This is a genomic window from Thermoanaerobacter ethanolicus JW 200, assembly GCF_003722315.1.
Taxonomy (GTDB): domain Bacteria; phylum Bacillota; class Thermoanaerobacteria; order Thermoanaerobacterales; family Thermoanaerobacteraceae; genus Thermoanaerobacter; species Thermoanaerobacter ethanolicus.
On the sequence record NZ_CP033580.1, the window covers coordinates 2,051,376 to 2,069,992 of the forward strand.

The 18,617-nt window shown below is 34.4% G+C and carries 18 protein-coding genes, 1 tRNA gene, 1 pseudogene, 1 CRISPR repeat array and 1 other annotated feature (2 of these 22 cut by a window edge); of the genes and pseudogenes, 4 read left to right on the forward strand and 16 right to left on the reverse strand.

Annotation, left to right across the window (positions count from 1 at the left end):
- A CRISPR array of direct repeats spans positions 1-2,068; the repeat unit is 30 nt; unit sequence GTTTCAATTCCTTATAGGTAGGCTAAAAAC; it begins 763 nt to the left of the window's first position.
- 199 nt (positions 2,069-2,267) lie between these two features.
- The 3 genes from mscL to EB239_RS10295 form a co-directional block, all read right to left on the reverse strand.
- On the reverse strand, positions 2,268-2,636 hold the full coding sequence (mscL, locus tag EB239_RS10285) for a large conductance mechanosensitive channel protein MscL (protein WP_003869602.1): 369 nt from the start codon (positions 2,634-2,636) through the stop codon (positions 2,268-2,270).
- 137 nt (positions 2,637-2,773) lie between these two features.
- Entirely contained in the window at positions 2,774-3,529 is a 756-nt protein-coding gene (locus tag EB239_RS10290) for a sulfite exporter TauE/SafE family protein (RefSeq protein ID WP_003869603.1), read from the reverse strand.
- Positions 3,529-4,149 (reverse strand): nitroreductase family protein, encoded by a 621-nt coding sequence (locus EB239_RS10295; RefSeq protein WP_003869604.1) that lies wholly within the window; start codon positions 4,147-4,149, stop codon positions 3,529-3,531. The genes EB239_RS10290 and EB239_RS10295 overlap by 1 nt, the downstream gene beginning before the upstream one ends.
- Before the next feature lie 318 nt (positions 4,150-4,467).
- On the opposite strand from EB239_RS10295, the gene EB239_RS10300 reads away from it, so the two are divergent.
- Positions 4,468-5,742, forward strand: coding sequence for a serpin family protein (locus EB239_RS10300; RefSeq protein WP_003869605.1), 1,275 nt, complete (start codon positions 4,468-4,470; stop codon positions 5,740-5,742).
- Positions 5,743-5,786: 44 nt separating this feature from the next.
- Here EB239_RS10300 and EB239_RS10305 read toward each other — a convergent pair whose 3' ends face one another.
- Positions 5,787-7,058 carry a stalk domain-containing protein gene (locus tag EB239_RS10305; RefSeq protein ID WP_003869606.1) on the reverse strand — a complete coding sequence of 424 codons (1,272 nt, stop codon included), beginning with the start codon at positions 7,056-7,058 and terminating at the stop codon, positions 5,787-5,789.
- A gap of 171 nt (positions 7,059-7,229) precedes the next feature.
- Between EB239_RS10305 and EB239_RS10310 the strand changes: the two genes are divergently transcribed.
- Positions 7,230-7,305 (forward strand) — tRNA-Trp (locus EB239_RS10310).
- A gap of 134 nt (positions 7,306-7,439) precedes the next feature.
- Here the strand turns inward: EB239_RS10310 and EB239_RS10315 are convergent.
- A pseudogene (locus EB239_RS10315) lies at positions 7,440-7,622 on the reverse strand (PspC domain-containing protein); the annotation flags it as partial.
- 180 nt (positions 7,623-7,802) lie between these two features.
- Between EB239_RS10315 and EB239_RS10320 the strand changes: the two are divergent.
- Positions 7,803-8,219 (forward strand): secondary thiamine-phosphate synthase enzyme YjbQ, encoded by a 417-nt coding sequence (locus EB239_RS10320; RefSeq protein ID WP_003869608.1) that lies wholly within the window; start codon positions 7,803-7,805, stop codon positions 8,217-8,219.
- A gap of 23 nt (positions 8,220-8,242) precedes the next feature.
- Here the strand turns inward: EB239_RS10320 and EB239_RS10325 are convergent, their stop codons facing one another.
- Both EB239_RS10325 and EB239_RS10330 read right to left on the reverse strand, forming a co-directional pair.
- Positions 8,243-8,863, reverse strand: a complete 621-nt coding sequence (locus tag EB239_RS10325; RefSeq protein ID WP_003869609.1) for a TraR/DksA C4-type zinc finger protein — start codon at positions 8,861-8,863, stop codon at positions 8,243-8,245.
- A 15-nt stretch (positions 8,864-8,878) separates the two neighbouring features.
- Positions 8,879-9,190 (reverse strand): DUF5665 domain-containing protein, encoded by a 312-nt coding sequence (locus EB239_RS10330; RefSeq protein WP_003869610.1) that lies wholly within the window; start codon positions 9,188-9,190, stop codon positions 8,879-8,881.
- Between the two features lie 220 nt (positions 9,191-9,410).
- On the opposite strand from EB239_RS10330, the gene EB239_RS10335 reads away from it, so the two are divergent.
- Entirely contained in the window at positions 9,411-10,592 is a 1,182-nt protein-coding gene (locus tag EB239_RS10335) for a trans-sulfuration enzyme family protein (RefSeq protein WP_003869611.1), read from the forward strand.
- Positions 10,593-10,627: 35 nt separating this feature from the next.
- Here EB239_RS10335 and bcp read toward each other — a convergent pair whose 3' ends face one another.
- The 9 genes from bcp to trpE all read right to left on the reverse strand — a co-directional run bounded on the left by bcp (position 10,628) and on the right by trpE (position 18,327).
- Positions 10,628-11,089, reverse strand: a complete 462-nt coding sequence (gene bcp / locus EB239_RS10340; RefSeq protein ID WP_003869612.1) for a thioredoxin-dependent thiol peroxidase — start codon at positions 11,087-11,089, stop codon at positions 10,628-10,630.
- An 80-nt stretch (positions 11,090-11,169) separates the two neighbouring features.
- Positions 11,170-11,952 (reverse strand): 3-deoxy-7-phosphoheptulonate synthase, encoded by a 783-nt coding sequence (gene aroF / locus EB239_RS10345; protein ID WP_003869613.1) that lies wholly within the window; start codon positions 11,950-11,952, stop codon positions 11,170-11,172.
- Positions 11,953-11,963: 11 nt separating this feature from the next.
- On the reverse strand, positions 11,964-12,752 hold the full coding sequence (trpA, locus tag EB239_RS10350) for a tryptophan synthase subunit alpha (protein ID WP_003869614.1): 789 nt from the start codon (positions 12,750-12,752) through the stop codon (positions 11,964-11,966).
- Positions 12,749-13,924: a tryptophan synthase subunit beta gene (gene trpB / locus EB239_RS10355; RefSeq protein ID WP_003869615.1), complete on the reverse strand. Its 1,176-nt coding sequence runs from the start codon at positions 13,922-13,924 to the stop codon at positions 12,749-12,751. Before trpB ends, trpA begins: the two co-directional genes overlap by 4 nt.
- Positions 13,921-14,532 carry a phosphoribosylanthranilate isomerase gene (locus EB239_RS10360; protein ID WP_003869616.1) on the reverse strand — a complete coding sequence of 204 codons (612 nt, stop codon included), beginning with the start codon at positions 14,530-14,532 and terminating at the stop codon, positions 13,921-13,923. Before EB239_RS10360 ends, trpB begins: the two co-directional genes overlap by 4 nt.
- A 1-nt stretch (position 14,533) precedes the next feature.
- Entirely contained in the window at positions 14,534-15,316 is a 783-nt protein-coding gene (gene trpC / locus EB239_RS10365) for an indole-3-glycerol phosphate synthase TrpC (protein ID WP_003869617.1), read from the reverse strand.
- Positions 15,316-16,332, reverse strand: coding sequence for an anthranilate phosphoribosyltransferase (trpD, locus tag EB239_RS10370; protein WP_003869618.1), 1,017 nt, complete (start codon positions 16,330-16,332; stop codon positions 15,316-15,318). The genes trpC and trpD overlap by 1 nt, the downstream gene beginning before the upstream one ends.
- On the reverse strand, positions 16,313-16,900 hold the full coding sequence (locus EB239_RS10375) for an anthranilate synthase component II (RefSeq protein ID WP_003869619.1): 588 nt from the start codon (positions 16,898-16,900) through the stop codon (positions 16,313-16,315). The genes trpD and EB239_RS10375 overlap by 20 nt, the downstream gene beginning before the upstream one ends.
- Positions 16,900-18,327: an anthranilate synthase component I gene (gene trpE / locus EB239_RS10380; RefSeq protein ID WP_003869620.1), complete on the reverse strand. Its 1,428-nt coding sequence runs from the start codon at positions 18,325-18,327 to the stop codon at positions 16,900-16,902. Before trpE ends, EB239_RS10375 begins: the two co-directional genes overlap by 1 nt.
- 37 nt (positions 18,328-18,364) lie before the next feature.
- Positions 18,365-18,617 (reverse strand) — a binding site (T-box leader); it runs 46 nt beyond the window's last position.

Here is an 18,617-nt window from a genome sequence, read left to right on the forward strand (position 1 = left end):
AAACTTGTGCAAAGCCCCACTTCCCGGACCACCTGGGCGAGTTTCAATTCCTTATAGGTAGGCTAAAAACCCTGGCGTAGTGCTGGCGGAAGGTGTAAGCCCGGGCGGTTTCAATTCCTTATAGGTAGGCTAAAAACTGGTACGCCATCTCCCAGGTGCCTGATAAGTTCCTTATGTTTCAATTCCTTATAGGTAGGCTAAAAACCTAAGCCGCCTGAAACCACCAAGGAGGTGAAGAAACGGTTTCAATTCCTTATAGGTAGGCTAAAAACGCCCTGGCGTTTGCAAAGAGCGCTGACCAGGCCCCGTTTCAATTCCTTATAGGTAGGCTAAAAACCGATGTAGTCGGAAGCATAAACTGGCCGCACGCGCACCTGTTTCAATTCCTTATAGGTAGGCTAAAAACCTTGGAAGCAAGGCAACTGGTCCTATCCGGTGTATTGTTTCAATTCCTTATAGGTAGGCTAAAAACTCTTGAAAAGATAGGTATAAACTTTCAGCGTGATTTCTTGTTTCAATTCCTTATAGGTAGGCTAAAAACGTCATTGAGCCGGATGGCAGCGTAGACTTTGGGGAGTGTTTCAATTCCTTATAGGTAGGCTAAAAACCGCTTTAGTGTTAGCGGCTATACCGTAGACCTTTCGGGTTTCAATTCCTTATAGGTAGGCTAAAAACGGCGTTGGTGCAGTTTCTGATTATGAGGCGTGGGCAAGTTTCAATTCCTTATAGGTAGGCTAAAAACATAGAGGCAAAGGAGGTAAGTGGAATTGGAAAGATGTTTCAATTCCTTATAGGTAGGCTAAAAACTTTTGTTTTGCTTCATAATGTAGCTTCTGATTATATTAGTTTCAATTCCTTATAGGTAGGCTAAAAACTTGGCTACAAAAGAAAAATTACTAAGCCTGTTTTTAGTTTCAATTCCTTATAGGTAGGCTAAAAACAAGAAATAAGAACGACAGTTGATAAAAAAATATCTTGTTTCAATTCCTTATAGGTAGGCTAAAAACCCTTGCATGAGGCAGTTCGTTTCTATAGACCATCCAAGTTTCAATTCCTTATAGGTAGGCTAAAAACAGATGAAATATGACTGGCTGGATGTGGACAAGTTCTGTTTCAATTCCTTATAGGTAGGCTAAAAACAGAGGTAAGACAAGGATACAAGACATTAAGCCAGCCGAGTTTCAATTCCTTATAGGTAGGCTAAAAACTTTAGAGAGAGGGCATTAGCCCTCTGCTCTTTCTAGTTTCAATTCCTTATAGGTAGGCTAAAAACGGAATAGTAAGCCCTCTTATTCCTTCTCTTTCTGCGGTTTCAATTCCTTATAGGTAGGCTAAAAACAAGCGATGTAGATTCCGGAGATTATGCAGTTGTCAGTTTCAATTCCTTATAGGTAGGCTAAAAACCAGATGATGAAATAAATATACTTATCGAGGCAGCAGGTTTCAATTCCTTATAGGTAGGCTAAAAACTTCGCTTCTTCAAGTGCTTAGATAATGCCGGTGACGTTTCAATTCCTTATAGGTAGGCTAAAAACGAAGCAGAACAATAGACCCAACACAAGCACCGACGAGTAATAGTTTCAATTCCTTATAGGTAGGCTAAAAACCAGTAAAATTGTAGAAAGGGTCACAGAAAAGCAAATGTTTCAATTCCTTATAGGTAGGCTAAAAACCATACATAACCTCATGAAATGGAATAGTTCCATCCAGGTTTCAATTCCTTATAGGTAGGCTAAAAACAGAGAAGCTGCTGAGTTTGTTTTTATGAAAGGTGGTGTTTCAATTCCTTATAGGTAGGCTAAAAACAAATGGCACCAATATTTTTTGAGATAAAACATTCTTTGTTTCAATTCCTTATAGGTAGGCTAAAAACCGTATATAAAATTAACGGGCTTACCTGCTTCAAAAGTTTCAATTCCTTATAGGTAGGCTAAAAACTTTAAAAAAAATAATGATAAAAGTATTGACAAAGGGTTTCAATTCCTTATAGGTAGGCTAAAAACTGCGAATTTTGTGGACAAGAGTTGTATGAAGGCTAGTTTCAATTCCTTATAGGTAGGCTAAAAACTCATTCTAACATGCATAAATAGCACATTATACGCCTTACGACTTTTTAATTCCTGTCAAGTATTTCTACTTTATTATACCATATTGTTTGACAAAATCAACTATTTTCTAAAATTGAAAAAATAATTTGTCGTCGATCCACGACATTTTTTGCACTATCTTAGGTCGACGACAAATTTATATTAATCAATATTCTTACCTTACTTTTCCTTTAATACCTCTAATATTTCTCTTAAAAGTTTTACTTCCTCTGATGGTTCAGGTGGTGTTTGTTCTTTTTCTTTTGCTTTTCGCTGTCTAATAGCATTCATAGGAGCTACTATGAAAAAATATATGGCTGCAGATACGATAATAAAGTTAACAACAGCATTAAGGAAATTACCTATGGCTATTGGTCCTAATTTAAGGGCAGAAAAATCAGGAGCTCCAAATATTGCTCCAATCAGTGGAGTTAAAACATCCACAACTAATGAATTTACTACTTTGTTAAAAGCTGCACCTATTATTACAGCTACTGCTAAATCCAAAACATTTCCACGCATAATGAATTCTTTAAACCCTTTTAACATATTTTTCTCCTTTCAACAAGTGATTGATTGTCCACACTTTATAATTTATCACTAAAATGTTAGTTGTTAAGTCAAAAAATTGGCAAAATAATACACCACAAAGTTATCTCCCTTCAGTTCAATAACTATCTACTTTCCTACACTCCTCTAACCCAAAACGCTATTGCCAATGCAATTCCCCATAAAACTACAAAATTCTTTACTTTCTTATTGTCAAACCTTTGTGATACTTTTGCTCCCAAATATCCTCCTAAAGCAAATCCTATCATGAGAATAATAGCAAAAGGCCATACTACTTTTCCACTAAAAAGTAAAACTAAACCGGAGGTGATATTTATAAAAAGTGAAAGAACATTTTTTATACCATTTGCTGTGTGTATGTCAGTAATACCTGCTATTCCCAACGTTGCCAGCATTAAAATGCCAATACCTGCTGCAAAATATCCTCCATAAAGAGAAGTAAGAAATTGAAGTATAAAAACAAATACTAGTGATTTTTTCTTTATATCTTCTCCTTCCTTTAGATTAAATTTATTTATTCTGTCATTTAATGCTAAAATTATGGTCGCAAATAAAACCAAAAAAGGTACGACAAAATTAAAAACCTTGTAAGGAGTTATCATAAGAAGATATGCTCCTAAAATACCTCCAAGTAAAGAGGGCAATGTTAAAAACCTTAAAAGCTCTTTCGTCTGATACAGTCTTTCTTTAAATCCCCATGCACCTGTGACAGAACCAGTCCACAGAGCAACTGTATTTGTTATGTTAGCAGATAGAGGATTTACTCCAACCCATACAAGAGCAGGAAAGGTTATTAAAGTTCCCCCTCCTGCTATAGCATTAGTGGCTCCTGCTAAAATAGAAGCCACTAAAACTACTATGTAATTACTCATCAGATTATCTCTCCAAATTCGTCAAATTTAAATCTATAGGCTCTTGGCAGTAAATCTTTTTCAGGATCCTTATATCCAATTGCTATTATCATCGGTACATACATATACTTATCAATATTTAAAAATTCTTTTAGCCTATCCTCATCAAAGCCGTCCATAGGATGAGTTTCAAGGCCATACACTCTTGCAGCAATCATTACGTTCATCGCAAACAGAGCTGAGTCTCTTATGGCTTTTCTTTTAGCCTGTTCTTCATCCTGCCAAACTGACAAAATTCTTTCTTTTGCCGCCTCTTTTCTCTCTTTTTTCATATACCCAAGCTCAATAGAGCTGTCTAAAACTTTATCTATATTTTCTAATGCCGCTTTAGGATTTGCTATTATTACAATTACAGCAGAAGCATCTTCTACTTTTTGCTGATTAAAAGCTATTTCTTTGAGAATCTTTTTCTTCTCTTTGCTTTTTACCACAATCACTTTCCACGGTTGAAGGTTATAAGCTGAAGGAGCTAAAGATGCAGTTTCAAGAATCTCTTTTATAAGGTCATCTGATATTTCTTTTGCTGAATCAAAAAAGGTAATGGCTCTTCTCTCTGTTATAAGTTTTTTACATTCTTTCATATTTGTTCATCTCCTTAAAACGAATTTAAATTTTTAATAAAATATTTATCAAATAATAATTAATTTCTAATGTTTATATTCTTCAAAAATTATAAAATTCCTTCTAAAAACAAAAAATAATCCCTCGAAAAGAGAAAAAACTTTAAAATCATCTCCTCATATGTAAGCTGCCAAAATAGCAAAAGTAAAACTCTTCTGCCTAGAAAGCCTGTTATAAGCTTTCTAGGCAGTTTATTTTATCCAAATTATTTTATGGAACATTTAATGATGTAATTCGTCTAACTTAGTAGAAGAACACAGGAGAGGGTGATATTTATCATGGAAATTTTAAAACTTAAAAAACTTTTTACAGCAATACTCAGCATCACAATATTCATTGCAATGTTAATGAATATAACAGGATGTTCTTTTCCTACCTCAAAAGTTCAAGCTGCAAATTTGATGGAAGGAATAAAAGCAAATCCAGTAAGTGAAAAAAACATAGATGAAAAATTTATAAATAATACAGCTGATTTTTCAATTGAGATTTTTAAAAAATTGATTGATCATAAGAAAAATTCTTTAATTTCCCCACTTTCAGTAATGCTGGCATTAGCTATGACAGCAAACGGAGCAGATAAAGAAACTCTTTCACAAATGGAAAAAACACTGGGAAAAGACATTTCCATTGAAGATTTAAACAAATACCTGTACACGTATATGAAAAAACTTTCCAATGAAGAAAAATCAAAATTAACTATCGCCAATTCAATATGGCTCAAAGAAAATGATTTTATGCCCTTTAAAGATTTTCTTCAGATAATTGCAGATTACTATAAAGCCGATATTTTTAAAGCTGCTTTTGACAGCAGTACAGTAAGTAACATAAACAACTGGGTAAAATCGAAAACAAATGGAATGATTGACAAAATATTAAACAAAATTGATCCGGAAGACGTTATGTACCTGATAAATGCTGTAGCTTTTGATGCAGAATGGGAAACAGTATATGAAAAGCACAATATATATAAAGATATATTTACTGATATAAACGGAAATAAACAGAAAGCTGAATTCATGAGGTCAGAGGAAAATTTTTATATTGAAGATAAAAATGCAATTGGTTTTATCAAACCCTACGCAAAAAAACATTACAGTTTTGCGGCTATTATTCCCAACGAAAATATGACAATTGGTGAATATATTAAAACACTCACGGGAGAAAAGTTTATAAATTTAATCAAAAATGCGAAAACAACTTTGGTACATGCATCTCTTCCAAAATTTAAGTATGACTATGAAATCAACCTTAATAGTACCTTAGAATCCCTCGGAATGAAGGACGCTTTTTCACCAGAAAAGGCAAACTTTACTAAACTAGGAACTTCTTACGTCGGTAATATTTTTATATCAGAAGTCCTTCACAAAACCTTTATATCTGTTGATGAAAAAGGAACAAAGGCAGGAGCTGTAACATCAGTCGATATGACGTCCACAGGAATGCCAGTAAATCCTAAAATAGTAAAATTAGATAGACCTTTTGTATATGCAATTATTGACAATAAAACAAACTTACCTATTTTCATTGGCACAGTGATGAGTATAAAAAATTGAAATAATTAATATTAATGAGGGTTTAAGCAATCGCTTAACCCCTCTCATTTATAATCAAAATATTTTTCCAAAAATTTTTCTTTATCCCAGCTATGGTCTTTTGCTAACTGCTCCTCTGTTACATTGAAATAATCATATCTTACATTATCCCCTTGATCTGGAACAGGGTCATCCCATGTAACATCTACGTAACTGATTTTGCCGTCAATTCTTATCATATTCCAAGCATGAGGCATAGACCCACTATAATTAAAACCTGTACCAGCTACTCCAAGGCTATCAATCCTAGCTAGTTGAGCAAGTAAATTAAAAGCAGCAGTATATCCTTGGCACACCCCTACTCCTTTTATCAAAACTCCATAAGCAGTATAAGATTCTGGTGGTATAGTGTTATTTATCAAATTTTCATAATCATATTTAGTATTTTTTACAATATAGTCGTGGATTGCTTTGACTTTATCTATATCAGACATATCCGGTTTTATTATTTGGTCAATAATTTCTTTAGCTTTAATATTTATTTCATCTTTCATTTTTTCCAATTTATCTTTAGGATATATATATTCAAATTTTATACTTACTTTACTTATGACGTTGTTAAAACCATTTGCAGAAATAGTCCACTTATTAGCATAGCCAATTTCAGGATGATGTGCCAATACCAGATCTACAATATCCGATATACTCTTTAAGATATCATTAATTGTACAGCTATTTCCTACAGAATTGCAGAAAGAATTGCTAAGTGTAAAAGTTATTTCATCTTCATTGTTTTCAAGAGCATTTTTAATTAAAAGATACAAATCTTTTTCACTGGTTATATTAGAAGATGAAAAAGTATTAGTTTCGCTAACTGTGTTTTTTGGTGCAGTTATTGAACTTACCCTTGTTCTTTGGTTGGAAGAATTGATTATTATGTGCCCATTATCGTATATTACTTCATCTCCAAGGGTTTCACCAACAAATCTTAAAGGCACATAGGTATAACCGTTTATAATTTGTGGTGCTACAATAAGCTCATAACTTTTTCCATTAACTTTTGCAATTTTGTGGCCAATTATAAGTTGTACAGTCGTTTCGCCACGAAAGGCTGTAACCGTTTTAGTTTTCTCTTCCCAGTTTACCTTAGCACCTAATGCTTCAAAAAATGCCCGCATAGGGACTAAAGTTGTGTCGTTTTTTATAACAGGCTTTTGTTCAAAAACTACATTTTGGCCATTAATTGTAATTGTTATATTTGCCGCTTGTGCTGAAATAGGAATTAATATAGAAAAGGCTACAAAAACTAATAGTATTAAAGATATCTTTTTAAGCATTATATATCACCTCTGAACTTTCTAGAGACTAATATTAAACTATACAACAATATTTCTCTATCTCTTTAATAATTATACTAAATCTCAGAAAACTTTTTTATAAATAATTCAACAAAAAAGGATATAAATATTGACGAGGGTTTGTTTCGTATGTTATAATAAAAAGCGCGCAGGGGAGTAGCTCAATTGGTAGAGCAACGGTCTCCAAAACCGTGGGCTGCGGGTTCGATTCCTGTCTCCCCTGCCATTATTGAAAAGTTAATGTTTCCAGCAAACGAACCCTCTCAAAAAATCCGAAGTTGTTGGGAGGGGTTTTATTATTCCTAAATCGCTACCATTCAGAAATTTAAAACTAATAAACTTATCTTAACGTTAATTTTACGGTTCTTCTGGTATAATTATCCATGCAATTAAATAAACTAAAAGTCCAGTTCCCCAAAATATTATTAGAAATGCCCAAATGAGTCTTATAATTGTTGGGTCTACATTAAAATACTCTGCTATTCCTCCACATACGCCTCCTATCATTCTTTGTGTTCTTGAGCGATAAAGTTTTTTTGACATTATACACACTCCTTAATTTTTTATTTTCTTCTCTAATATGACCTTCAAATACCAATTTTTTGTGGTCTTTTTACAACACCTCTTCCTCTTAAAATTAATATACCAGAGTATTATTACTCTTGCAAACAATTTATTTGTGATAAAATATAATTAAAAATAACCAATGTGGGAGGTATCATCGTGAAAAGCTATAGAAAAGAGTTGTGGTTTGAAACAAAAAAGAGAAGAGAATTTATAAACATTACACCTCTTATAGAGGAATGCGTTAGGGAAAGCGGAATCAAGGAAGGGCTTCTTTTATGTAATGCAATGCACATTACCTCAAGTGTTTTTATAAATGACGATGAACCAGGCTTACATAAAGACTTTGAAAATTTCTTGGAAAAATTAGCCCCCGAAAAACCCTATGACCAATATTATCATAATACTTATGAAGATAATGCAGACGCTCATTTAAAGCGTACAATAATGGGTCGAGAAGTTGTAGTAGCTATAACAGATGGAAAATTAGATTTTGGTCCATGGGAACAAATCTTTTACGGTGAATTTGACGGAAAAAGGAAAAAGAGAGTATTGGTCAAAATTATAGGTGAATAAAAAATCTCCAGTTTCCCGGAGATTTACAAAGTCCTTTTATAATCTTCATTACTTATCTTGTCAGTTTCCTCTACATAACCAGCATTTTCATCATCATAGTCATCATCATAATTGTCCAAACTGCTTTTTGTCTTATTAAATCGTGCAACCTCTTGATAAGAATCCTCTGCATCAAATTGAATTTCTTCTTTTAAATCCTTATACCCCCATCCAAAGGGGTATTTTATCATTCTCTCTTCATTCGGCCTTGAATTCCTTAAATCTTTTAATTTCAAATCATTATTTTTAGCGCATTCTGCACAAAGAGCAGTATAAGGAAGGGCTTCTAATCGTTCTTCTTCAATTGGCTTATGGCAGTGAGTACATATGCCGTAAGTACCCATTTCCATCCTCTTAAAAGCATCTTCTATTTGCCTTAAAATATGTTTTTCGTTGTCTTTGAGAGCATAATTTTTCTCTACTTCATAAACTTCAGAAGCAAAATCTGCCGGATGATTATCCAAAAGAGAAAGTTCTTGATAATACTCTCTCTGTGCAATTCCGCCAATGCCATCATTGTAATTCATTTGATTAATTGTGCTTAAGACCTTTCCCTTTTCTTTTAATAGTAATTGTCTAAAGTGTTCCAGCTTTTCACTATCCATCATACCAACTCCTATTTAATATAACTTTTGATTTACAATCTTAACTATATCCGCTATAATACTGCCAATTAGAGGTAAATTTAACATCACCAATTTTTGAAGTATATAAAGAACTATCGCACCAAGTATTGTAAAACCTACTGCTATTCCAAAACCTCTTGCTACCCCGCCTATAAAGTTTAACCACAAAAGCCTATAAGGGCTTTGCATAAGCTCGACGTAATCAGCAATTTTCATCTTCTCCATCATCTCTGACATTTGGTCCAACTGCTTTTTTATTGCAGTTAACATAATATTATTATTGTTTTTATATTCGTCTTTATTCAAGACTTTTTCCTCCTTACATTTAATTTTTCCAGTATAGTTTTCTTTATTACTGTAAAATAAAGCCTTTATAAACGTTTATTTATTCATTAGAAAAAATATGCAATCAATCTTGTATTTAATAATAGTTTATCTCAAAATATAATTCAAGTGAAGTGTTATTGACTTTTAATTTTGCACATATTATCATTAATTTAAAGTACAAATTGTAGGAGTTGATAAAATGGATTTAAGTTTTAAAACAAAAGTAGTACATACTGGAAACTACATAGATAAAGAAATTCCTCCAATGCCAAAAACTCTTCCTATCTATCAAACTTCTGTTTTCACTTTTGATACGTTGGAAGAAGTTTACGATTATCTTGGTGGTAATCCTTCAAGGTATATGTACACAAGACTTGGAAATCCTAATCAAACAGCAGTGGAAGAATTAATTGCCAGTTTAGAAGGTGCGGAAGCAGGACAGTCTTGTTCATCAGGAATGGCGGCAATTTCTTCAGCTTTGTTGGCAGAAGTAAATTCAGGAGACCATATAATCGCCGCAAAAGATATATACGGTGGTACAAACAGTCTTTTTAATGCAGAATTTAAAAGACTTAATATTGATGTAACTTTAGTGGATTTCTCCGATTTAGAAGCTGTTGAAAAAGCTATAAAACCAAACACTAAAGTGATATACATGGAAATCATGACAAATCCTCTAATAAGAGTTTTTGACGTTGTGGAAGTTGCAAATATCGCAAAAAAGCACAATATAAAATTGATTGTTGACAATACTTTTACAACCCCTTATTTGATAAAACCAATTGAATTAGGAGCCTATGCTGTAATACACAGTGCAACAAAATACATCAACGGCCACAGCGATGTCATCGCCGGACTTATAGCAGGTAATAAAGAATTTATATCCCGCACAAAAAGAATCACACAAAACTTCGGTGGTTCAATGAGTCCATTTGACGCTTGGCTGGTTTTAAGAGGAGCAAAAACTCTATTCTTAAGAATGAGAGAACACTGTAAAAACGCAATGGAACTGGCTAAATTCTTAGAAAGCCATCCAAAAGTCAAAAAAGTGTATTATCCCGGACTTCCTTCTCATCCTGACTACAGCGTTTCAAAGAAGTTGTTTAAAGATGAGTTTGGAGGTATGTTAAGTTTTGAAATAGAAGGTGGAGAACCTGAAGTAGATAAGTTTATGCAAGAGCTGAAACTGGTGAAATTTGCTCCTTCACTGGCAGGAGTACAAACCATGATAACTCATCCAAAATCCACTTCCCATAGGTCTCTCAGCAAGGAAGAATTAAACGCGTTAGGAATTTCAGAAGGGCTTATAAGAGTTTCTGTTGGAATAGAGGAAATAGAAGATATTATAAATGACTTCAAACAAGCTCTTGACAAAGTATAATAAAAAAAGAAGTTTAGGGCTTTCCCTAAACTTTTTTATATTTCATCTAGCGCCTTTAATACCTCTTCAACGTGTCCATCTACTTTTACCCTTCTAAATATTTTCCTAACAATTCCTTCAGAGTCAATGATAAAAGTTGACCTTTCTATTCCCATTTTCTTTTTGCCATACATGTTTTTCTCTTTGTATACCCCATATTCTGTAGACACTTTCGCATCTTTGTCACTTAGAAGAATAAAAGGAAGATTGAATTTTTCAATAAACTTCTTATGAGAAGTTTCATCATCTAAACTTATACCTATTACGACAGCATTTTTCTCTTCTATTGACTTTATGTTATCTCTAAAAGAAACAGCTTCTTTTGTACAACCTGGAGTGTTATCTTTTGGATAAAAGTATAAAACAACCTTTTTACCTAAAAAATCTGAAAGGGAAACTTGTTTTCCATCATGGGTATTTAAAGTAAAGTCAGGAGCCTTTTTACTTAGCTCTACCATGCTATCCCTACTTTCTAAAATTATTTTCTTTAGATAATTATTATTCTTTATCTAAATTATATCTATTCTCTTTAAAAAATTCAATAGCTTTTTATCTCTCTCATCAGTTCTTCAAATTGGGAAAAATCAAGGGACTGTTCTCCATCAGATAAAGCTTTATCGGGCTCAGGGTGGATTTCTACCATTATTCCGTCTGCACCAGCAGCTATTGCAGCTTTTGCCATCGGTATGATTAAGCTTCTTTTCCCTGTACCATGGCTTACATCTGCGATAATAGGCAAGTTTGAAAGTTCATGAATTACTGGAATAGCAGCTATATCTAAAGTATTTCGCGTATAAGTTTCAAAAGTCCTTATACCTCTTTCACACATGATGATGTTGGCGTTTCCTTCAATAGCAATATATTCCGCTGCATAAAGCCACTCCTCATATGTGGCTGAAAATCCCCGCTTTAACAAAACAGGCTTTTTGGTTTTTCCTACCTCTTTGAGAAGTGAAAAATTCTGCATATTTCTTGAACCTATTTGAAAAACATCAGCATATCTTTCAACAATTTCAACATCCCTCACATCCAAAACTTCAGTTACAACAGGCAAATTAAACATATCGCCTACATTTCTTAGCATTTTAAGTCCATCAATACCTAAACCTTGAAAAGAATAAGGAGAGGTGCGGGGCTTATAAGCTCCTCCTCTTAAAGCATTTGCGCCCCAGCTTTTAACTATTTCTGCTGTTTTTACAAGCATTTCTTCATTCTCAACAGCGCAGGGTCCTGCTATTATAAGTTTGTCTTTACCCATAGTTATATTCCCAATTTTTATTGATATTTTGTTATTTTTGTCGCCAATTATTTTAAGGTTCATTTTCATCACCTTCATAAAACTTCTTTTAAGCTGGATACAAAACTTTTAACTTCCTGTAACATTTCAGATTTATTATACCCTTTAGCAATTCTTTCTACAAGTGCACTCCCTACAATAATTCCATCACTGAAATCTTTTAATTTTTTCGCCATCTCCGGAGTAGATATGCCAAACCCTATTGCCTTTGGCATATTGGTGTATTGAGAGACTGTCTTCATATATTCTTCAATGTCAGTTTCAATATCCTCCCTCGCACCTGTCACACCTGTAATTGAAACGCAATATACAAATCCTTTGCCATTTTCAGTAATTAATTTTATCCTCTCTTTTGATGTTGGGGCAACTAAAGGTATTAAATAAATATCGTATTTATCTGCTTCCTCAGAAATATCTTTTCTCTCTTCAATAGGCAAGTCTGGAATGATAAGCCCATCTATCCCTACATCTTTTGACTCTTTTAAAAATTTTTGTATGCCATATTTGAATATAGAGTTATAGTAGACAAGGTAAACCAGAGGGATATCACTTTTTAACCTTATTTTTTCTACTATTTTCATTATATCAGGAATTTTTACACCTTTATTTAAAGCTCTTTGTGAAGAAGCCTGTATTGTAGGTCCATCAGCTAATGGATCAGAATAAGGTATTCCCAGTTCTATTATATCCGCTCCTGCTTCTTCCAAAGCCAAGACTATATCATAAGTCGTCTCTATATCCGGGTCTCCTGCTGTTATAAAGGTTATTAAGGCTTTGCGCCCTTCTCCTTTTAAGGCTTCAAACTTTTTGTCAATCCTATTCATAACTCCACCCCCAATACTTTCGCAACTGTATTTACGTCTTTATCTCCTCTGCCTGACAAATTTACAATGATAATATTGTCTTTCCTTAAATTTGGAGCCAGTTTCATAGCATATGCCAAAGCGTGAGCGCTTTCCAAAGCTGGTATTATCCCTTCTGTTTGAGATAAGTCCATAAAAGCCGCCAATGCTTCTTCGTCTGTCGCATATACATATTGAGCTCTATTACTTTCTTTTAAAAAGGCATGTTCTGGACCTACCCCCGGGTAATCCAGTCCTGCAGATATAGAGTATACTGGCATTATTCTCCCCTCTTCATCCTGTAAAAGATAAGTCATCATGCCGTGCAATACTCCTACAGAACCTTTTGCCATTGTAGCTGCATGTTTCCCTGTCTCAATTCCTTCACCTGCAGCTTCCACGCCTATCAATTTTACCTCTTTATCTTCAATGAAGGGATAGAAAATTCCCATGGCATTACTGCCTCCGCCGACACAAGCAATCACATAATCAGGAAGTCTTCCTTCTTTTTGAAGTATTTGCTCTTTTGCCTCATCCCCTATTACTCTTTGAAAATCTCTCACCATAGTAGGATAAGGATGAGGCCCAACAACAGAACCCATCACATAAAAAGTATTATCTACATTTGTCACCCAATCTCTTATTGCTTCATTTACTGCATCTTTTAAGGTTCCCGTCCCTGATTTTACTGGTGTTACTTTTGCACCTAAAAGTTTCATTCTAAAGACATTTAAAGATTGCCTTTTTATATCTTCTTCTCCCATGAATATTTCGCATTCCATTCCAAACATTGCAGCAGCTGTAGCAGTTGCCACTCCATGCTGTCCTGCTCCTGTCTCAGCTATAACTCTCTTTTTATTCATCCGTTTTGCCAATAAAATCTGTCCCAATACGTTGTTTATTTTATGGGCTCCTGTGTGGTTTAGGTCTTCCCTCTTTAGATAAATTTTCGCCCCGCCAAGCCTTTTAGTAAGATTCTCAGCATAATACAAAGGTGTAGGTCTTCCTGAATATTCCCTCAAGTAATACCTATATTCTTCCATGAAATCTTTATCCTGTTTAGCTTTTTCAAATTCCCTCTCTAATTCTATAAGCGCATTCATCACAGTCTCTGGCACATACTGACCTCCAAAACGTCCAAATCTTCCACTCATCGAATACCCCTCACTTTTTCAATAAATGATTTCATTTTTTTAAAATCTTTATAACCTTCTGTCTCAACGCCACTGGAGACGTCAACAGCATAGGGATTTACTATTCTTATAGCTTCCTCTACATTGTTTTCGTTTAGCCCTCCTGCCAAAATTATTGGAACATTCAATTCAAATCCTTTTAAAACTTCCCAATTAAATGTTTTTCCTGTACCACCGTATTCGTTTTTTGTCAAAGTGTCAAATACAAAACTATTTACTCTAAATTCTTTTGTTTTTTCCAAATCTTCTTTGTCTTTTATGCGTATTGCCTTCCACACTGTGAAATTTTTAAAATTATCTATATAATCCTGTGTTTCATCACCGTGAAACTGTAAAACATCGAGATTTAGTGTTTGAGCTATCTTTAATGCATTTTCCACTGGTTCATTTACAAAAACTCCCACTGTTTTAATCTCTTTATCAAGAAGGCTTATGAGGTATAAAGCCTGTTCTACCTCTACTTGTCTTTTGCTTTTTGCAAAGACAAATCCTACATAATCAGGTTTTAGCTCATTGGCATATTCAATATCCTCTTTTCTTCTCAGTCCGCAAATTTTTACTTTTACCAATTTATCCTCCTCCTTTTGCCTCCCTTACAAAATCAGTGATTTTGTCAATATCATCTATAATTTTCATAAAAGTCTCGCCAATTAATACGGCATCTACTCCCAAAGAAGCTAAATACCTTACATCTTCAGGTATTTTTATTCCACTTTCGGAAACAATTATTGTACTTTGAGGTATATATTTAATCAAATTTTCTGTTGTGTTTATATCTACATTAAAAGTCTTAAGGTCTCTGTTATTTATACCTATTATGTCACATTCAGCTTCTAATGCTATTGCAAGCTGCTGTCTATCGTGAACTTCCACAAGCGCATCTAAACCTACACTTTTAGATAAATTATAGAAAGTATTTAAGTTATCCCCTAATACGGAAACAATGAGAAGTACTGCGTCGGCTCCTAAAATTTTTGATTCATATATTTGGTATTCATCCACAATAAAATCTTTTCTCAAAATAGGTTTTGAAGTGACTTTTTTTACTTCACTAATGTAATTGTCATCCCCTTTAAAAAATTCCTTCTCTGTCAAAACGGAAATAGCGTCAATATCAACTTTCTCATACACTTTTGCAATTTTTACTGCATCAAAGTCTTCTTTTATAATTCCTTTAGATGGAGAGGCTTTTTTTATCTCTCCAATAATTGATATACCCTCTTTTTGAAGTGCTTTCTTGAAATTGCCAGAATAGCCTCCTTTAATTTCGTTAATTAGTTCCTCTACTGGCTTTATTCTTTTTTTCTCTTCCACCTCCTTTTTTTTGTGTCTCACAATCTCATCTAATACCATCAACTAAGCCTCCTTTGGTACTCCAAAATCTCTGTAAGCTTATCAAGAGCTAAACCCGTATCTATTAGATAATTTGCGACTTTTATTCCTTCTTTTAAATCTTCCACAACTTTTCCTATATATAAGGCCGCTGCTGCGTTTAAAACGACTATATCTCTTTTAGGCCCTTTTTCACCTCTTAAGATGTTTAAGATTATTTGAGCATTTTCTTTAGCGTCTTTGCCTTCTAAATCTTCAAGTTTTGCATAAGGGATACCGTAATCTCCTGGGTCTATCACATAATCAATGACTTTGCCTTCTTTTACTTCACTGACAAAAGTAGGAGAAGTAGTAGTTATTTCATCAAGGCCATCAAAGCCGTGGACCACCATAGCCTTTTCAATTCCCAATCTTAAAAGTACTTCAGCAAGAGGATGAGTCAATTCTTTATCATAAACTCCTAATACCTGTCCTTTTACAAATGCGGGATTTGTTAATGGTCCTAAGACGTTAAACACCGTCCTTGTGCCTAATTCTTTTCTTATCCCTGCTACATGCTTCATTGCAACGTGGTATTTAGGTGCGAATAAAAATCCCATTCCTTTTTCTTCAATTAATTTTTTTGTTTTTTGTGGTTCTGCCTCAATGTCAAATCCCAATTCCATCAAAACATCTGCACTTCCACTTCTACTGGAAACAGCTCTATTGCCGTGTTTTGCAACTTTTACTCCTGCAGCTGAAGCAATTATAGCAACCGCCGTTGAAATATTGAATGTCTTCCCACCATCGCCACCTGTACCACAAGTATCTATCACATAGTCAGAGGCAAGTTCTACTTTTATTGCGTTGTCTCTCATTGCCTTCGCGAAACCTGTTATTTCTTCCACACTTTCACCTTTTAATCGGAGTCCTATTAATATGCCCCCTATTAAAGAAGGAGTTGCATTGCCACTCATAATTTCATTCATAACAGCATAAGCTTCTTTTTCTTCAAGACTTTCCTTTAAAACAATTTTTTTAATAGCTTCTTGTAACATGGTATCCCACCTCCAAAAAATTTCTTAAAATTTCTTTACCCTGCTCTGTCAAGATAGACTCTGGATGAAACTGTAAACCATATACAGGGTACATTTTATGCCTTACTCCCATAATCACTCCTTCCTCTGTATAGGCTGTAATTTCTAAATCTCTTGGAAGAGTTTGTCTGTCAATAACAAGAGAGTGATATCTCATTGCCTCTATAGGATTTTTAATATCTTTAAATATTTTTTCACCTTCGTGAAATACGAGAGAAGTTTTGCCATGCATTATCTTATCTGTTTTTACAATTTTTGCACCATATGCATATCCAATCGCTTGGTGACCAAGACATATTCCTAATATTGGAATTTTGTCCCCTAAACTTTTAATGACATCAACGCATATGCCTGCATTTTCAGGCCTTCCCGGTCCAGGTGATAATATAATTTTTTCGGGATTCAGTTTTTCAATGTCTTTAACAGACACTTCATCATTTCTTATTACAAATATTTCTTTGTTCATTTCTCCCACATATTGATAAAGATTATAGGTAAAGGAATCGTAATTATCTATAATCAGAATCATCAAAGAACCTCCTTAAGAGCCATTGCCTTATTTAAAGTTTCGTAATATTCCATCTCAGGAATTGAATCATATACAATACCTGCTCCCGCTTGAAGGTAAGCATAACCTTCCTTGAAGAGAATAGTCCTTATTGCTATGCACATGTCCATATTGCCATTGTAGGAAAAATAACCAACAGCTCCTGCGTAAAAAGACCTTCTCACATTTTCAAGTTCGTCTATTATTTCCATCGCCCTTATTTTTGGTGCCCCAGAAACTGTACCTGCAGGAAGACACGCTATAAGAGCATCAAAAGCCGTAAGTCCTCTTTTTAGCTTTCCTGAAACAGTCGATACAATGTGCATTACATGAGAGTAAAAATCTACTTCCATAAAACGCTCTATTTTTACACTTCCAAATTCACTAACTTTTCCTATGTCATTTCTTCCAAGGTCAACTAACATCACATGCTCTGCCCTTTCCTTTTCATCTTTTAAAAGTTCCTCTTTAAGTCTTAAATCTTCTTCTTCATCTTTTCCTCTTCGCCTTGTGCCTGCAATGGGATTTGTAGTCACTTTGTCTCCAAAAACACTTACAAGGCTTTCAGGTGAAGAACCAAGAAGCTGAAAATCACCAAAGTCGATATAGAATAGATAGGGAGATGGATTTTTTGACCTCAATCTTCTGTAAACCTCAAAAGGCTGCGAATTAACTCGTGCTTTTAATCTTTGTGACAGTACCACCTGAAATATATCACCTTTTGTGATGTATTCTTTTGCTTTTTCAACAATTTGGCAAAACTCTTCTTTGGTGAAGTTGTAATTGACTTCTTTTCCCTCTTGAGGTGAAAGGTCATGAAATTCTATGTTAGTTGATTTTATCTCTTGCAAAAGACCGTTAATCTCTTGTAAAACTTCCTCATACTCTACATCTTCATCAGGATATACGTTATAAACAGTATAAATTCTGTGTTTAAAATGGTCATAGCAAATAAAACTTTTATAAAACATAAAGTATACGTCCGGTATATTTATTTCATCAGGGTTTTTATCCGGCAGTCTTTCATAAAGCCTTATCGTATCGTAAGATACATAACCCACAGCACCTCCAACAAAAGGAATATCAAGTCCTAGAGAATTGTATTTGGCTTTCATAACTTTTCTTATTTCCTCAAGTACTAGCCCTTCCTTAGCTTCTTCTTTCTCGCCTATAATTTTTATTCTTTTGCCATAACTTAAAATTGATAAATATGGGTCTTTTCCTATAAAGGAATATCTCCCCCAGTTAGTACCTCCATTTGCACTTTCCAGTAAAAATTTGTTTTTGCCTTCAAGACTATAAAAAATGTTTATTGGCGTCAATTCATCTCCGTTTATTTCTGCATAGACTGGGAAGACATATCCTCTTTTTTTGTGTTCGCAAAAATCTTCTTTAGAAATGTTTACCACTTTATCACCTCCTGAAAATTAAAAAAGTCACCCCGCCCATTGGGGCGAAGTGACTCGCGGTGCCACCCAATTTGTCCTGTATTACTAAAAAAAGCATTTCACCAAAAGGGCGAAATGCTCGCTTGTGCCACCTTTTTAACACAGGACCACTCTTTCGGGTACGGAGATTCCTCGATACCCTGTCTTTTTAACGGTAGACCACCGGATACTGCTACTTAAAAGTTCGCATCTCACCTCGCGGGCCCATTCAATATCAGCTACAGTACTCGGCTCCCACCCGCCCGAGCTCG

Coding starts and splice junctions, on each gene's coding strand:
- bcp (WP_003869612.1), bottom strand. CDS start 11,089: ATGGTAGAGCTAAGTAAAAAGGCTCCTGACTTTACTTTAAATACCCAT.
- trpA (WP_003869614.1), bottom strand. CDS start 12,752: ATGAATAGGATTGACAAAAAGTTTGAAGCCTTAAAAGGAGAAGGGCGC.
- trpD (WP_003869618.1), bottom strand. CDS start 16,332: ATGTTACAAGAAGCTATTAAAAAAATTGTTTTAAAGGAAAGTCTTGAA.
- EB239_RS10325 (WP_003869609.1), bottom strand. CDS start 8,863: ATGGATAGTGAAAAGCTGGAACACTTTAGACAATTACTATTAAAAGAA.
- aroF (WP_003869613.1), bottom strand. CDS start 11,952: ATGAACCTTAAAATAATTGGCGACAAAAATAACAAAATATCAATAAAA.
- trpB (WP_003869615.1), bottom strand. CDS start 13,924: ATGAGTGGAAGATTTGGACGTTTTGGAGGTCAGTATGTGCCAGAGACT.
- EB239_RS10335 (WP_003869611.1), top strand. CDS start 9,411: ATGGATTTAAGTTTTAAAACAAAAGTAGTACATACTGGAAACTACATA.
- EB239_RS10375 (WP_003869619.1), bottom strand. CDS start 16,900: ATGATTCTGATTATAGATAATTACGATTCCTTTACCTATAATCTTTAT.
- EB239_RS10295 (WP_003869604.1), bottom strand. CDS start 4,149: ATGAAAGAATGTAAAAAACTTATAACAGAGAGAAGAGCCATTACCTTT.
- EB239_RS10300 (WP_003869605.1), top strand. CDS start 4,468: ATGGAAATTTTAAAACTTAAAAAACTTTTTACAGCAATACTCAGCATC.
- mscL (WP_003869602.1), bottom strand. CDS start 2,636: ATGTTAAAAGGGTTTAAAGAATTCATTATGCGTGGAAATGTTTTGGAT.
- trpC (WP_003869617.1), bottom strand. CDS start 15,316: ATGGTATTAGATGAGATTGTGAGACACAAAAAAAAGGAGGTGGAAGAG.
- EB239_RS10290 (WP_003869603.1), bottom strand. CDS start 3,529: ATGAGTAATTACATAGTAGTTTTAGTGGCTTCTATTTTAGCAGGAGCC.
- EB239_RS10305 (WP_003869606.1), bottom strand. CDS start 7,058: ATGCTTAAAAAGATATCTTTAATACTATTAGTTTTTGTAGCCTTTTCT.